The sequence below is a fragment of the Bacillus sp. 2CMS4F genome (genome assembly GCF_023161785.1).
GTDB lineage: Bacteria > Bacillota > Bacilli > Bacillales > Bacillaceae > Bacillus > Bacillus halotolerans.
The window spans coordinates 156,530-170,280 of sequence record NZ_JALNTO010000007.1 but is presented as its reverse complement, the minus strand read 5'-3'; the positions used below and the strand labels follow the sequence as shown (position 1 = coordinate 170,280).

At 41.1% G+C, this 13,751-nt stretch carries 14 protein-coding genes; 5 read left to right on the top strand and 9 right to left on the bottom strand.

Annotated elements, in window-relative coordinates; translation table 11 throughout:
• Positions 1-101 precede the first annotated feature (101 nt).
• The 3 genes from MTN95_RS12520 to MTN95_RS12510 form a co-directional block, all read right to left on the bottom strand.
• Entirely contained in the window at positions 102-1,571 is a 1,470-nt protein-coding gene (locus MTN95_RS12520) for a sodium:solute symporter family protein (protein ID WP_248338359.1), read from the bottom strand.
• A complete protein-coding gene (locus MTN95_RS12515) occupies positions 1,568-1,768 on the bottom strand; it encodes a DUF3311 domain-containing protein (RefSeq protein WP_105953789.1) in 201 nt (66 codons plus the stop codon). The genes MTN95_RS12520 and MTN95_RS12515 overlap by 4 nt, the downstream gene beginning before the upstream one ends.
• A 223-nt stretch (positions 1,769-1,991) precedes the next feature.
• On the bottom strand, positions 1,992-2,354 hold the full coding sequence (locus tag MTN95_RS12510) for a YhjD family protein (protein WP_059293093.1): 363 nt from the start codon (positions 2,352-2,354) through the stop codon (positions 1,992-1,994).
• A 155-nt stretch (positions 2,355-2,509) separates the two neighbouring features.
• On the opposite strand from MTN95_RS12510, the gene MTN95_RS12505 reads away from it, so the two are divergent.
• The 4 genes from MTN95_RS12505 to MTN95_RS12490 all read left to right on the top strand — a co-directional run bounded on the left by MTN95_RS12505 (position 2,510) and on the right by MTN95_RS12490 (position 5,935).
• On the top strand, positions 2,510-3,130 hold the full coding sequence (locus MTN95_RS12505; RefSeq protein WP_024120823.1) for a TVP38/TMEM64 family protein: 621 nt from the start codon (positions 2,510-2,512) through the stop codon (positions 3,128-3,130).
• Position 3,131: 1 nt separating this feature from the next.
• Entirely contained in the window at positions 3,132-3,632 is a 501-nt protein-coding gene (gene lepB / locus MTN95_RS12500; RefSeq protein ID WP_248338356.1) for a signal peptidase I, read from the top strand.
• A gap of 199 nt (positions 3,633-3,831) precedes the next feature.
• Entirely contained in the window at positions 3,832-5,331 is a 1,500-nt protein-coding gene (locus MTN95_RS12495; protein ID WP_248338354.1) for a monooxygenase, read from the top strand.
• 76 nt (positions 5,332-5,407) lie between these two features.
• Complete coding sequence (locus MTN95_RS12490) at positions 5,408-5,935, top strand: MarR family transcriptional regulator (RefSeq protein WP_248338352.1); 528 nt, start codon at positions 5,408-5,410, stop codon at positions 5,933-5,935.
• A gap of 26 nt (positions 5,936-5,961) precedes the next feature.
• Here the strand turns inward: MTN95_RS12490 and MTN95_RS12485 are convergent, their stop codons facing one another.
• From MTN95_RS12485 to ntdA, 5 genes are all read right to left on the bottom strand, one after another.
• Positions 5,962-6,156, bottom strand: coding sequence for a hypothetical protein (locus tag MTN95_RS12485; RefSeq protein ID WP_181185654.1), 195 nt, complete (start codon positions 6,154-6,156; stop codon positions 5,962-5,964).
• A 364-nt stretch (positions 6,157-6,520) separates the two neighbouring features.
• Positions 6,521-7,726, bottom strand: a complete 1,206-nt coding sequence (gene glcP, locus MTN95_RS12480; RefSeq protein ID WP_248338350.1) for an MFS transporter — start codon at positions 7,724-7,726, stop codon at positions 6,521-6,523.
• A gap of 71 nt (positions 7,727-7,797) precedes the next feature.
• Entirely contained in the window at positions 7,798-8,850 is a 1,053-nt protein-coding gene (gene ntdC, locus MTN95_RS12475) for a glucose-6-phosphate 3-dehydrogenase NdtC (RefSeq protein WP_185848113.1), read from the bottom strand.
• Between the two features lie 14 nt (positions 8,851-8,864).
• Positions 8,865-9,713, bottom strand: coding sequence for a kanosamine-6-phosphate phosphatase (gene ntdB, locus MTN95_RS12470; RefSeq protein ID WP_202852676.1), 849 nt, complete (start codon positions 9,711-9,713; stop codon positions 8,865-8,867).
• Positions 9,685-11,010 (bottom strand): 3-dehydro-glucose-6-phosphate--glutamate transaminase, encoded by a 1,326-nt coding sequence (ntdA, locus tag MTN95_RS12465; RefSeq protein ID WP_248338348.1) that lies wholly within the window; start codon positions 11,008-11,010, stop codon positions 9,685-9,687. The genes ntdB and ntdA overlap by 29 nt, the downstream gene beginning before the upstream one ends.
• A gap of 103 nt (positions 11,011-11,113) precedes the next feature.
• Between ntdA and ntdR the strand changes: the two genes are divergently transcribed.
• Complete coding sequence (gene ntdR, locus MTN95_RS12460) at positions 11,114-12,103, top strand: NTD biosynthesis operon transcriptional regulator NtdR (protein WP_248338346.1); 990 nt, start codon at positions 11,114-11,116, stop codon at positions 12,101-12,103.
• 403 nt (positions 12,104-12,506) lie between these two features.
• Here the strand turns inward: ntdR and MTN95_RS12455 are convergent, their stop codons facing one another.
• Complete coding sequence (locus MTN95_RS12455) at positions 12,507-13,661, bottom strand: AbrB family transcriptional regulator (protein ID WP_248338344.1); 1,155 nt, start codon at positions 13,659-13,661, stop codon at positions 12,507-12,509.
• Positions 13,662-13,751 lie beyond the last annotated feature (90 nt).

Here is a 13,751-nt window from a genome sequence, read left to right as displayed (position 1 = left end):
TCTAATTTCGGCTAACAATCATCCGTTTTCAAACTTGAAGGTGTTTTTTATTTGTCTCATCTTATGGGGTCAGTCCCTTGTCCAGATTGCTTTTTTCTTGTTTAAGCGGCTTGATCAGCAGCTGCGCTTTTCGTTTTTCTTGTCACGAGACTGACCGCCATCATGACCGTAACATTCAGCAGCAAAGCGACAATGCCGACATTTAAGTCTTTCGCCGCTTGCGGCAGCGCCGGAAATAAAGTGCTGATTGTTGTTTCCGTAACCGTAATATAAGAAACCGCTCCGACTCCCGTTATAATGCCGGCAAAGGCTCCTTGTTTGGTCACGATCTTATGCTTGAACAGGCTGAACAGCAGGGCCGGAAATAGCTGTGTGACGAGGCTGTATCCCATAAGGAGAAGCGTAACGATTGTGTTCCCGCCTTTGAATGTAAAGTACACAGCAATCAGCGCAATCACAGGCACTAAACATTTAGCCAATAATGACACCTGCTGTTCCGTCGTGCGGGGAGCAAATACTTGATAAACATTTTTGGCAAACAAAGTGGAGGCCGACATTAAAATCATGGAACCTGGCACAAGCGCTGTCAGCAGTCCGGCTGCACCGATGATTCCGACAAACCAAGGATCAAAGGTTTGAAGAGACAGTCTCAAAAGTGATAAATCCGCGTCTGCGCCTTTCAGACCGGGAACTTGCAGGATAGCCGCAAAGCCGACGAAAAGGACAAATAGAAGGACCAGCTGGTATAAAGGCATAATAATGGCGTTTTTTCGAAAGACTTTTGGGTTTACTGCTGAATAGGAAGCGGAAAACGTATGGGGCCACATATAAAAGCCCAGCGCCGTCAGCAGCACGGTTGAACTGAACCATGCAGCACTTTGCCCTGTTTCGGGCAGGGTAATAAAACCGGGATTTGCGTTTTCAATCTGCTGAAACATGTCTTGAAATCCGCCGTAATAATGAATCGGCAGATATATGCCTAAGAATAAAACGACGGCCAAAATCATGATGTCTTTGACAACGGATATCCAGGCGGACCCGTGGATGCCGGATACCATAACGTAAACTGTGATTGAAATGACGCCGATCCAAATGGCAGCAGTAGGAGAAATTTTTCCGTAAGACGTTTCCGATACAATCAATCCAAGCCCTTTCAGCTGCAGCACAAGATAAGGAATAAGCGCGGCAATGCCGACAAGTGAGACGAGCACACCAAGCAGCGGGCTGTTGTACTTTTTGATGAAAAAATCGGACTGCGACATCAGCTTATGCTGTTTCGCATAGGACCATACCGCCGGCAGGAGCCAATAAGAAAGAATATAGGCCAGACAGCCGTACGCGATGATGTAAAAGGCCGGCCCGCCTTTTCCGTAAGCCCAGCCGCTTCCGCCGAGAAATGTAAACGTCGTATAAATCTCTCCTGCCATCAATAGGAAAACAAAGACAGTACCGAAGCCGCGGCCTCCAACCGTCCACTGCTCAAGGTCCATGTCTTTTCCTTTTTGGGCGCGTACGCCGAGAAGCATGCTGAATAGCAGGACACCGAAAATGATGATGAGAGCTGCGTTCATTCTGTTTCCTCCCTTTTATTTTCTTTGTCGAGGACATATACGATCGCCATCAGGACAGAGGTCAGCAAAGCCCACATGACGACATAGGCGAGAATGAATGGCATGCCAAACAAATAGGGTGTCACTTTGTTTGCAAAAGGGATGCCAAGCAAAAGTCCGATGAAGGGCAAAGCGGCAAGAATGTGAATCAGTTTCATAAAATCCTCCTTTGATCAAAAGTTGGGCGGTGCGTGTCATGTGCAGGCTGCAAATCATGTCGCTAATTTGGCGGCACATGTCATTTTTTGGGGAGTGAAAGGCTGTGGTACGAATTATAAATAAATTTATTTTGTTTGTATAGTGCGAATTGTCAGAAATTTATTTTGAGGAGCTAGAAGGGGGAGGGGCGCAAGGAGGGAAATACAGAATGATTCGAAAGACTCATGGCGAGTCCGGCGCAAATAAATAGAATGTTAACAAACTGCTTACTTGCTCCCGGATTCGCGGGTTAAAATAGCGGTGTTTTTCTTCGTAGCCATCGATGACAAATAAATAAAGCGTAAAGGCTTCATCGCGCTCAGCCTCGTGGATGGCGATTTTTCTTTTCCTCAGCTCTTTTCTGACCTCAATCAGATCCTTTTGTGCTATTTTTAATGATTCGTTGATAAGTTGTATATAAGGGTGTTTCAATTTTAATGAGCTTTTCTCAATTCCGCCGAGATCGCGGTTTAAAATGGTAATGACCATAGGCAAAAAGAGAGCCCGCTCTATTAATTCATATCCTTCCGGCTGCAAATGCGGCATGGTTACTCCTTCTTTCTCAAGGGAACGTTTGTTCTTGTTATATTCTATATCGGCTGGTGAAATGTTTCAAGACAGAAAAAATCACCAAAACTTTTTAGTTTTTCGCCGAGAATGTGTAGAATAAGGATAGACAAACCCGGTGAGGAGTATAAACGTTGGAGCAATTTTTATCCTATTTGACAGAGGATCGTTTAACTGAATTATTTCAAAGCTATAGGGCTTTCGGTCCGCTTATTGCTGTGCTGCTGCCTTTAGTTGAAGCATTTCTTCCGTTTTTGCCGCTTATCGTTTTTGTGGTGGCGAATACAAATTCGTTTGGATTGTGGGAAGGCTTCATCCTGTCATGGGCCGGATCAACAGCGGGGTCCATTCTCGTGTTTTTCATTGTCCGTCATTATGGACAAAGAAGGGCTCTTGGATTCATCCGCAGGCATCCGTCTGTCAGAAAGCTTATGTTATGGGTGGAAAGACACGGTTTTGGCCCGATGTTTCTTCTGCTTTGTTTTCCATTTACACCGTCTGCCGCGGTGAATGTTGTCGCCGGTTTGTCAAGGATCGGGACGCGGCCGTTTGTTTTGGCGGCAGCCTCGGGAAAGCTCGTCATGATTTTTATGATCAGCTTCATCGGATATGATCTTCACGCGCTGATCACACAGCCGATTCGCACGGTTATTGCCGTTCTGGTGATTGCTGTCTTATGGTATGTCGGCAAAAGGGTGGAACGGCATCTGCATGTGAGAGCCAGCCAGCGTGAGCATGATGGAGGGAGACAGTAACATGAAAAAACGGTTTTGGTTTCTTGCCGGTGTCGTGTCCGTAGTTCTCGCCATTCAAGTCAAAAATGCCGTCTTTATTGATTACAAAGTAGAAGGCATCAGCATGAACCCGACTTTTCAGGAAGGGAACGAACTGTTGGTCAATAAATTTTCACATCGATTCAAAACCATCCATCGTTTTGATATTGTTTTGTTTAAAGGCCCTGATCAAAAAGTGCTGATAAAGCGAGTCATTGGATTGCCCGGTGAATCGATCAAATATAAGGACGATCAGCTGTATGTGAACGGAAAACAGGTGGCTGAACCATTTTTGAAACCATTGAAATCTGTATCTGCCGGAAGCCATGTAACGGGAGATTTTTCACTGAAAGAAATGACAGGGAAAAAGACGTTATCGAAGGGGCAATATTTTGTAATCGGAGATAATCGCATATATAGCTTTGACAGCCGGCATTTCGGTCCGATCAGGGAAAAAGACATTGTCGGGGTCATTTCGGATTAGGAAGCTGTACACTGAGAAAAAGGCGCCATTTGAAAGGCGTCTTTTTTTTTGTTGATTGGAAAAATATGTTGCGAGATCATTTGTCACCCGATATAATTATTTTTGTTACGCGCGTAACAAAATGAAATATGTAATAACACTTATTTCTTTTTTCTTAGGCTTTTTGTTTAGTTACAGATAAAACAAAAGGAGGGAGCTCATGATGGATTACGAAACAGTTATTATTGGAGGCGGACCGGTTGGATTGATGCTGGCTTCTGAGCTGGCATTGGCAGGGGTAAAAACATGCGTGCTTGAGCGGCTTGAACAGCCAGTGCCGTATTCAAAGGCGTTGACGCTGCACCCCCGCACGCTTGAGCTTTTTGAAATGAGAGGGCTGCTTGAGCGTTTTACGTCTCGTGGGAAAAAGATATCTTCAGGCCATTTTTCAATGCTCGATACCCGTCTTGATTTTTCCAGTCTGGATACGAGTTGTCCTTATACGCTTTTGCTTCCGCAGGCCAAGACTGAACAGCTGCTTGAGGAACGTGCGCGGAGCCTGGGAGCAGAGGTGTTACGAGGGGCAGAGGTGCTAGCGGTAACGCAAAACGAAGAGGCGGTGCAAACCATTTTCAAGGATCGGGACGGCATTGTGCGGACGCTGAGCAGCCTGTTTGCCGTTGGCGCTGACGGAGCAGGGAGCGTCGTTCGGAAACAGTCGGGAATTGCGTTTCCTGGAACAGACAGCACTATTACTGCAACTCTTGGTGATGTGAAGCTGCTTTCTCCGCCGCCATCAGGAGTCTTGTCGCTTTGTACGAAAGAGGGGGGAGTCATGATTGTTCCGCTTTCTCCTGACCGGTACCGCGTTGTGTTGATCAGCCCTTATCGCACGCAGACGCCGAAAGATGCTCCTGTCACAGAAGAGGAGCTGAAAACAGATCTCACCCGGATTTGCGGAACTGATTTTGGCTTAAACGAGCCTACGTGGATGTCCCGATTCGGGAATGCCTTCCGTCAAGCGAAACAGTATCGGAGCGGCAGACTCTTTCTTGCGGGCGATGCAGCGCATATTCATTTTCCTGCTGGCGGCCAAGGGCTGAATGTCGGTCTTCAGGATGCCATGAACCTTGGGTGGAAGCTTGCGGCGACTGTCGGCGGCTCTGCACCTTCATGGCTTTTGGACAGCTATCACGCAGAGCGGCATCCAGTGGCGGAAGATCTTCTTCGGAACACAGAGGCGCAGACGCAGCTGATGGATTTCACTAAGGCCGGTCTCCATTTGCGAAGCATGGTGTCCGATATGCTTGCTTTTCCCGATGTGAATCGCTTTGTAGCGGGCCAAATTTCTGCAATCGATGTCGGGTATGAAGCTGACCAAAACATGCCGCCGCATCGGTTGAACGGCAAAAGACTTCCGGATGTGGAACTGCGGCTTCCTGATGGCAGTATGGAACGCCTCTATAACTGCCTGCATAACGGGGCATACGTTTTGCTGTCACTGAAACAAGGAGCAGATAATGACCATATCCCATTTAAAGGCTTACACACAGTGCGTGCTTCTCTTGCAGAACCGCGTGAAGAGTGGAGAGACGTGCATACTGTATTGGTTCGGCCTGATGGCCATGCCGCCTGGGCAGTCGATGCCTCCGGACCAGATGCGGCAGAAGTGATTCAAATAGGTATCAGGCGCTGGCTGCCGATTGCCAGCCGTGTGTAACACAAATCGATTGTTTCATCTGTAACAAAACGTTATGATATAAGAAACAATTGAATGAAAAAGGTTGGAAAATCCGATGAATAAAGACCATACGAAACGCAACATTTTTGAATTATATGCGGAACTCATTCATCAGCAGGAGAAATGGGAGGGGCTCATAAAAGTCTTTTTGGCTGATGAAATGAAGAAGCTGGATCAGGAGCACGGACAAAAATCTCAATTGACGATGACAGAAATTCATGTTCTTTCCTGTGTGGGGGAGCATGAGCCGATCAATGTCACTTCGATTGCTGACAAAATGAATACGACAAAAGCGACGGTGTCACGCATCAGCACAAAATTGCTTGGCGCCGGCTTCCTTCACAGAACACAGCTCAGCGATAATAAGAAGGAGGTCTACTTCCGTTTGACGCCAGCAGGGAAGAAGCTGCACAGCTTGCATCAATACTATCATCAAAAGGTTGAGCAGCGTTTTCTCTCCTTTTTTGACCGTTATACAGAGGAAGAGATTCTGTTTGCGGAAAGGCTGTTCCGGGATCTGGCGACGAAATGGTATCCGTCCTCAGAAGAAATGGAAGAGGGGTTTCACAACGTTTTCAAATAAAAAACACGCACTGAGGTGGGTGTTTTTTACGTTTCTTCTTTCTTTTTCAAGATTGTAAGGTAAATCAGATTTCCTCCGGCTAAAATGATAAGCGGCAGTCCAGGGGAGCTGGATGTCATCAAATTATAAATCAGCCAGATTCCTAAACATATTCCATAATATAAGTGCATTGCTTTCTCGGGGTTGTCGCGCAGCAAACTCCCTTTAAAAATCTTTTTCATCATAACGCCCCTATTCATTTTATGATTTCTCCTTTAGTTTACATGCATCTTCGGTTCATCTCAAAATTCGATCTTTGGCTTTTGATGCCTCCTCAGAATATGCTGAGGAAATTTTAGAATTATTTTTGATGGGGAGCAATAGGCTAGTATACCTTGATTTATGGATGTATCATAAAACAATTCTGTAAATACCTTTGCTAGTCACCTGAACGTATCTCGGACATGTACAGAATCATAATCGCAATCACTTCTATCATCTGCTATCTCCCTTGCTAAAACACTGTTTTCTCCTGATAAAAAAGAGGACATTAAGTCCTCTTCTTACTTACGATATGTCTATTAGTATCTTTCATTTACACGTTTTTTACTGTGTTTTTGAAGCTTTGCTTTCAAGTGAAATAGGGTCTTCTGTTTTAGTTCTCCTAATCTTTACAGAAATACCTACTAGAATGACCGCCATCGTTGTAAATATTCCCATGGTTAATAAGATCGTATCATGATTTAAACTCCATCCAATTAAGAAAGAGATGATCGCTCCACCGAAACTTGCCGAAGCAATAAATAAACTTGTCACTTCGTCAACGTACTTTTGAATAATGATTGATGCTAGTGTTAAAGCAATGGGAAATATGCCCGCTATACTTAGACCAATCAAAAATGTGCCACCCAATTGAAGTATTGGGTTACTAATATAAGAGAAGGCGATCAACAAAACAATTAAACAACTGCAACTAAATAGGAGGTACTTAGAAAAATCAAGCCTTCTGCTTACGAAACCAATCAGTATTCTTCCTATGATGATCCCTACCCAGAAAAAGGAGACACTGATAAGACTGATTTGTTCATTGTCTTGGTTTATCATAATTGAAGGTAAAAAGTTGGCGAAATTTGTTTCGATACCAGCATATAGAAAAGCAAAAAATACAAAAAAGCCTAATTGCTTTGATTTTTTTCTATCTCCTATAAAGTATTGAAATGCTCCTGCATTTGGCAAGGCCACTTGCTGGTTAGCATTCTTAGCGTACTTTCGGTTCTTGGATAAGAAAATTAACCATCCTGCTAATAGGACGAACAAAAAGGTGAATATGCAGTAATATGGTAAAAACCAGTTATTGATATTGATGAAGGAATTAATTAATAATGGGAAAGTTAAAGCGCCTAATCCAAAGAGGACTTCCAACTTACTCATTTTTTCTGCATTACTTTCGAAATTAGCAATAACAAAGGAACCAACTGTCGTTTCTAATGTACCTGCTCCATATCCTAAGAGAAAAGCCATTACAACAATATAATACCAATCCTTAGTGAGAAAAAAGATACTTAACGCTACAAGCATTATTGTCAAAGCTAAAGTAAGTGTCCTAAAGTGACTGTATTTCTTAATCATTAACGGTGCGATTAATACTCCGCTTAGGAATCCAGTAAACTGAAAGAAAATGATGATCGAAATATCATCTGTTGTCTTGTTAAAAGACTCTAAAAGAAATGGTGTCAAACTTCCTGTTGATATATGGATAATACCCACTGTGAAAAAGAAAGCATATCCAAATAAATATGTCCCTCTTAACATTCATTACACCCCTATATGAAAAAGCAGGAAAATAAATTCCTGCTTTTTCAGTAACTTATCTCTTCGAAATACTAGTTGACTGCTAAAACAGACATTGTTTGAGAGTTGCTATCTTTCTCAAAGAACATTTCTAATACTTCCTGAGATCTAAAACCATCGTTAAAAGAAGGGATCTCAACCCAATCTTTCTGAGTTGATGAAATCCAATTGATTAACTCGCTTCTAAAAGAATCAGCCCAACCGTAAAATTCGTTTGGCGGATCGTTTAATAGACTTTGCGGCACTGGGCAGTCTGCCACGTTCAAGCCATCTATGAGCTTGTAAACGTGAGGATTGCCTGTGTGGTATTTAAACTCTTTTTTGTGTCCAACTACCTCAATGCTAAAACCGCAGTCTTCAGGTACAGAACATTTTGATGTGATGATATTTACAAATACCTTGTTCTTCAGTTGACCATAAATTTCTGCATAGTCATCTACAAGTACCTGTTTATCCTCTTTTGTTTTTACATTTGTGTTCATCTTTGCCCTTACTGATTCTGTGATGAAATCACTTTCAAACAAATACCATACCATGTCGATAAGGTGAATACCCAAATCCCCCAATGACCCGCTGGTCTTCTTACTATTAGCGTCATCTCTCCAAGTAAACTTCTTACGTCTAAGTGCACTATTTTTCTTGAAGTGTACTTTTATGGACAGGATGTTACCTAGTTCATTATTGATAATTAAGCTTTTTAAGATATTTACGTAAGACAAATATCTATAATTAAATCCCATACTAGCTCTTACGTCTAACCTTTCAGCAGTATCTTTCATAATGCTTGCTTCCTCAAGAGAAATAGCCATAGGCTTTTCACACAATACATGCTTTTGTTTTGCTAATGCTTGCAAAGCATGTTCTTTATGGCAAAAGTTTGGAGATGCTACAATTAAACCTTCTGAGACATCAATTAGTTCATCTACATTTTCATATGTCTTCCCACCGAAAGTTTTCACAAAGCTTTCCGCATTTTGTTGATTTATGTCATACACCCCTACTAACTCTGCATTTTTAATTGTAGATAAAGCAGTTGCGTGCGCTCTTGCAATACCACCTGCACCTATGATACCAATCTTCTTCATACTCTATTTCCTCCTCATGATCCAATTAATTTTTTTAAGGTATTCGTAATTCCTTTTGAGTACTCACTATCGGTTATCAATTGGTGCAGATTTTTGGCTTCTTGTGTTGCATTTTTTAGTAGATATCCATTTCCTACTGCCTGTAACATACGAACATCATTTCCGCTATCTCCAAATGCGATAGCTTTTTCAGTATTTAGGTTGTATTTCTCTAACATAAACTTTACAATTTCATTCTTTCCTGTTCCCATGGGTATAAAATCTACATCATAGCTGTCTTCTGGATCACCAGCTAAGGGATTGCAACGATTTATATTAACTGAAACTCCGTATTCCTCGCAGGCCTTTTCAATTGCTAATAAATTTTTCTTGTCGCTTATTTCATCTTGTTCCTGATAATAAAAATTATGCTTATACCGTGACTTTCCTAATTGAGTTTGGGGATTCAAAAGAATATTATGATTTTCATGTAACTGCTTCACAAGTATTTCAATCTTTTCTTTACTAAACTCTTCATTTATACGACTGTTCCACTCATTATCTTGCTGTCCGAAATTATGCTCTGAAAAGTACGTAATTTCAGTTCCGAGATCACTAGCTATAAAATGCGGGAAATATTTAAATTTTCCTCGTCCCATTTTATCGAGAATAGATTCTATACTGCTCCCGGTAACCCATCCGATAAGTAGTTCCCCAGCTTTACTTTTTTGTTCTAGATAGTCTTCGAGTTCATATATGTCTTGTTGCTTTTGTTCATCGATTGTATGCGGAAAATACGTTTCATCAAAATCACAAAAAACAATATACTTAGGATGGTCAACCTTGGATAACGTTTTATACTCTGACTTCTTGCTTAATAACATGAAACAGACCCTCCACTACTCTGTCTTGTTCTTCTAAAGTAAATGACGGATATAATGGCAAATGCAGTACCTGACTATGAGCCTTTTCCGTATGAACCAATTGGAGTTTTGTATACTTGTCCTGTACTAAAGGAGTTTTTTGCATATGAGACAGTATTGGATAATATACATCTGTTTGAACACCAAAATCTTCATTTAATTTAGTCATTATATCTGTCCTATCTTCTGTTCTTACCTTAATAGGAAACAGATGCCACACATGATCTTCACTTAATTCTGGTAATTCAATAAGACCATTATTCTGTAATTCTGCTAATTGAGTAATATATCTATCCGCCAAAAATAGTCTTTTGAAGTTGTTTAATGAAAGATACTTAATCCTCTCTAAACCAATTGCTGCCTGTAAATTGTCCATTTTTGAGTTAAGTCCAAAATCGATGACTTTTTTATTTTTCACATTTACTTCAAAACCATGATAACTAAATTCAATGCATTTTTTAGCGAGTTCTTCATTATCAGTTGCTATTGCTCCAGCCTTGCCACATACACCAAAATTCTTATATGGATTAAAACTTAATGTGGTTATGTCTGCATCCTTTCCTAAGTCTGTCAGTCCAATTCCTTGGCAAGCATCCTCAATTACTTTCAATTGATAACGATTTGCGATTTGACGGATATGCTTCATTTCTGAATGTTTTCCGTATAAATGCACAGGTAGAATAAACTTTGTATAAGGAGTTATTGCTTCCTCAATTTTGTTAGGATCGATGCAGAATGTTTGCGGGTTAATATCTACATAGATAGGAACGCCTCCCAAAGCTAACACAGCATTTTCAGTAGCTGAAAAGCTATTAGCTGGCATGATCACTTCATCCCCGCGGTTTAACCCTAAAGCCAATAATCCTATCATAATAGCATCCGTTCCACTGCTGGTTGCAATTACATACCTTTTATGTAAATATGTTGATAAAACCTTTTCGAATTGATCTAAAAAGGAACCACTCGTAAATTTTCCAGTTGGCAAAACTTTAGTTAAAGTATTTAAGATATCATCCACTTCATCATTGGTTATTAATCTATCTACAGGCATAAAAGGGACTTTACTGATTTCACGATTCTTTTGGTAGTTGAAAAGGTCGTTTTCAATATCTGTGTTTTCTTTTAATACTTGTTTCCACCGCTCGTTTACAATACTGTCTTCAATAACAAGTTCTTTTCCTTGTAAGTCACCTTTTAAGTGTTTTAGTAGTAACATGTTTTCCTTACTTTTACCTGAAACTTTAACCTGTTTTTGCATGAACAGTACCTCCAATGATTTTTAATCTGGAAAATTTGTTACAAATTTATCCTAATTTCTGAAACCGATAACATGTCAATAACTTTTTTGAGGAAGGGAAAATATGCCTACAATTGATGAAATAGCAAAATTGTGCAATGTGTCTAAAACCACAGTATCAAGAGTATTGAATAATCATCCTTATGTATCAAAAGAAAAAAGAGATATGATCTTAGAGGCTATTAACGATCTTGACTACACTCCCAATTATTTAGCTCGGAATTTTAGGAGAAATAAGACACAAACGATAGCTTTATCGGTTCCGAGTATCGATCATCCATTTTTTGCTCAATTAATTAAAGGGGTCTCTCATGAAGCACTGTTTAAAAATTACAAGGTCATTGTATTTCAAACCTTTTATGACAAACAGACAGAGCTAGAGCTATTAGAGTTATTGAAACACAAAGAAGTTGACGGCATTATTCTTGGAACTTTAGAAAATGAATGGGATAAGATATCCCCTTTCTTAAAGTATGGTCCTATCTTATTGTGTAATGAATATCATCACTCAGCGGACATAACGATCATTGGGTATGATGAATTTGAAGCCGCATACATGGGGGTAGCACATTTAATTGAAAGAGGACATAAAAAAATTGGATTTTGTTTTGATACTCCATATAGCGAAGCTCAATGTCAGAGGAAAGAGGGTTACTTGAAAGCTTTACAAGATTACAATTTACATCATAAAAACGAATGGATATTCGGCGAATTGTTTAATATAGAGGATGGCTTTCGTGTTTTTCATAAGATAAAGGAACTAAAGGACAGACCCTCAGCAATATTTACAGGAAATGATCAAGTCGCCGCAGGGATTATTAAACAGGCGATAAAAAATGGCTTTAAAGTTCCAGAAGACTTAGCTGTAATTGGTTTTGACAATCAATCGATTTGCCAAGTAGTTACTCCGACCATAACAACAATTGATATTCCCATAATAGAATTAGGTCAACAGGCTGTGTTGAAAATAATCGAGTGTATTTCGGGTAACACTTCTTTAAACAGAAAAATTATTAAACTGCCAACAAATCTTATTATAAGAGAATCAACGTAACTAGAGATTTTCACTTCTTTATCTTTGTATAGAAAAAGAGGTTATTCATATGTAACCTCTTTTTCAATCAGGAATCCTGTTTTTGGGAATTCTTATGGATGCTCTTATACCAAAAGTCGCTCTATTTAAAGATTCTTCATTACTCATTGCTCTATACGCTGTATCCATTTTTACTTATCATTCATTTGTGTCAGCAATTTCAATCAAAGCATTCACAACAACGAAATATCTGGATTGATGCTTTTTACACTTACATTTCCCCATCTTAATGGTTAGCGATTTAAAAGTTCTTGAATCCTTTTATTTCATTTACCTTCTCCATTTGAAGTCTTCCATACTCTACAGAATAGAGTCACCCCAAACCTTTTCTTCCTAAAGACGACCATATGAAGATTTTTTCCAACTAGGCATTGCTGCCGCTTATCGAACTCTCTTTGCCTTTTTTTTCACCGTGAAGATGGTGAAGCAGACGATAAAACGGCGGCAAGAGGGCGATGACAAGGATGACGCGTATGACCTGAACCGCAACGACAAAGGTGGAATCGGCATGCAATGTAACAGACGTCGTCGCCATTTCTGCAATGCCGCCGGGTGCAAATGCCAAAACAGAGGTGATCAGCGAAATCCCTGTCAGTTTGGAAACGATCACCGCGCTTAAAAGCATAGCGGCAATTAAGCCGACTGATGAAATGAAACCGACGATCATGATACGTGTAACGCCGGCAAACATGCTTTTGTACATCTTAGAACCGATTGTAGCCCCCAGAAATATCTGCGAAAGATGGTTGGCCTGTGACGGCCACCATGTAAGCATGTCATGGCCTGTTATTGAAGCGCCGCCTATGTGCACGGCCGCTACACCGAGCATACTGCCGAGCAGCCACGGAGCGGGAAATTTTAAATATTTTGCCGCTTTACAAGCTCCCCAGGCAACGAAAATGAGAACGCCGGTCCACAGTACGGGAGCGAGCCCGATTTCTGTCGTGGCAGCGGATACCGTTTGTGTTGCGGCATTTGCAGGGCCATCTTGTTTAGCGTAAATCAGGATAACCAAAAACGGAATAGACAGGACCACGAGCAGCACCCGCATCATTTGAACGAGACTGACAATAGCGGTATTGGCACCGACCTCCTGAGCAATACTCGGCATGGCGGACAGTCCGCCGGGAGCCGTGCCGACAAAGCTGGTCATCATATCCGTTTTGCTGAAACGCCAAAGCACATAGCCTGACAGCATGGCAAGAAGTATCGATAAAATCAGCATGATGCCGACCGAAAACCAATGATCTTTGAGGACAGACAGAACGGATAGGTTCAGCTTTTGGCCCAATTCAATGCCGAGGATCATCTGCCCGAGAGCGAGCCACCGGCGGTTAATTCCTTTTTGGTCTGGCGCCATCATCAGCCAAGCCGGCCGTATCATAGCAAGACAGCAGGCGACAATCAGCGTTCCGATCATCCACCCGATCGATATTCCGGTTAACGAAAGAATAAACCCCCCGGCTGCACTGATTGCGATAAACCATAGATCTGTGAGGAGATTTTTGTCTTTCTTCAATATAAAACCCTTCTTCCTATTAAGCTCCAATTGTTCATGTAGTGAATGTATGATTACTATAGTATATTTTTATTGATAATGAAATTATGA

Bases quoted from the DNA above. Each gene is read 5' to 3' on its own strand.
- ntdB (WP_202852676.1), bottom strand. From the start codon at position 9,713: ATGTTATTAAGCAAGAAGTCAGAGTATAAAACGTTATCCAAGGTTGAC.
- MTN95_RS12510 (WP_059293093.1), bottom strand. From the start codon at position 2,354: ATGCCGCATTTGCAGCCGGAAGGATATGAATTAATAGAGCGGGCTCTC.
- MTN95_RS12515 (WP_105953789.1), bottom strand. From the start codon at position 1,768: ATGAAACTGATTCACATTCTTGCCGCTTTGCCCTTCATCGGACTTTTG.
- MTN95_RS12490 (WP_248338352.1), top strand. From the start codon at position 5,408: ATGAATAAAGACCATACGAAACGCAACATTTTTGAATTATATGCGGAA.
- ntdA (WP_248338348.1), bottom strand. From the start codon at position 11,010: ATGCAAAAACAGGTTAAAGTTTCAGGTAAAAGTAAGGAAAACATGTTA.
- lepB (WP_248338356.1), top strand. From the start codon at position 3,132: ATGAAAAAACGGTTTTGGTTTCTTGCCGGTGTCGTGTCCGTAGTTCTC.
- MTN95_RS12520 (WP_248338359.1), bottom strand. From the start codon at position 1,571: ATGAACGCAGCTCTCATCATCATTTTCGGTGTCCTGCTATTCAGCATG.
- MTN95_RS12485 (WP_181185654.1), bottom strand. From the start codon at position 6,156: ATGAAAAAGATTTTTAAAGGGAGTTTGCTGCGCGACAACCCCGAGAAA.
- ntdC (WP_185848113.1), bottom strand. From the start codon at position 8,850: ATGAAGAAGATTGGTATCATAGGTGCAGGTGGTATTGCAAGAGCGCAC.
- ntdR (WP_248338346.1), top strand. From the start codon at position 11,114: ATGCCTACAATTGATGAAATAGCAAAATTGTGCAATGTGTCTAAAACC.
- glcP (WP_248338350.1), bottom strand. From the start codon at position 7,726: ATGTTAAGAGGGACATATTTATTTGGATATGCTTTCTTTTTCACAGTG.
- MTN95_RS12495 (WP_248338354.1), top strand. From the start codon at position 3,832: ATGATGGATTACGAAACAGTTATTATTGGAGGCGGACCGGTTGGATTG.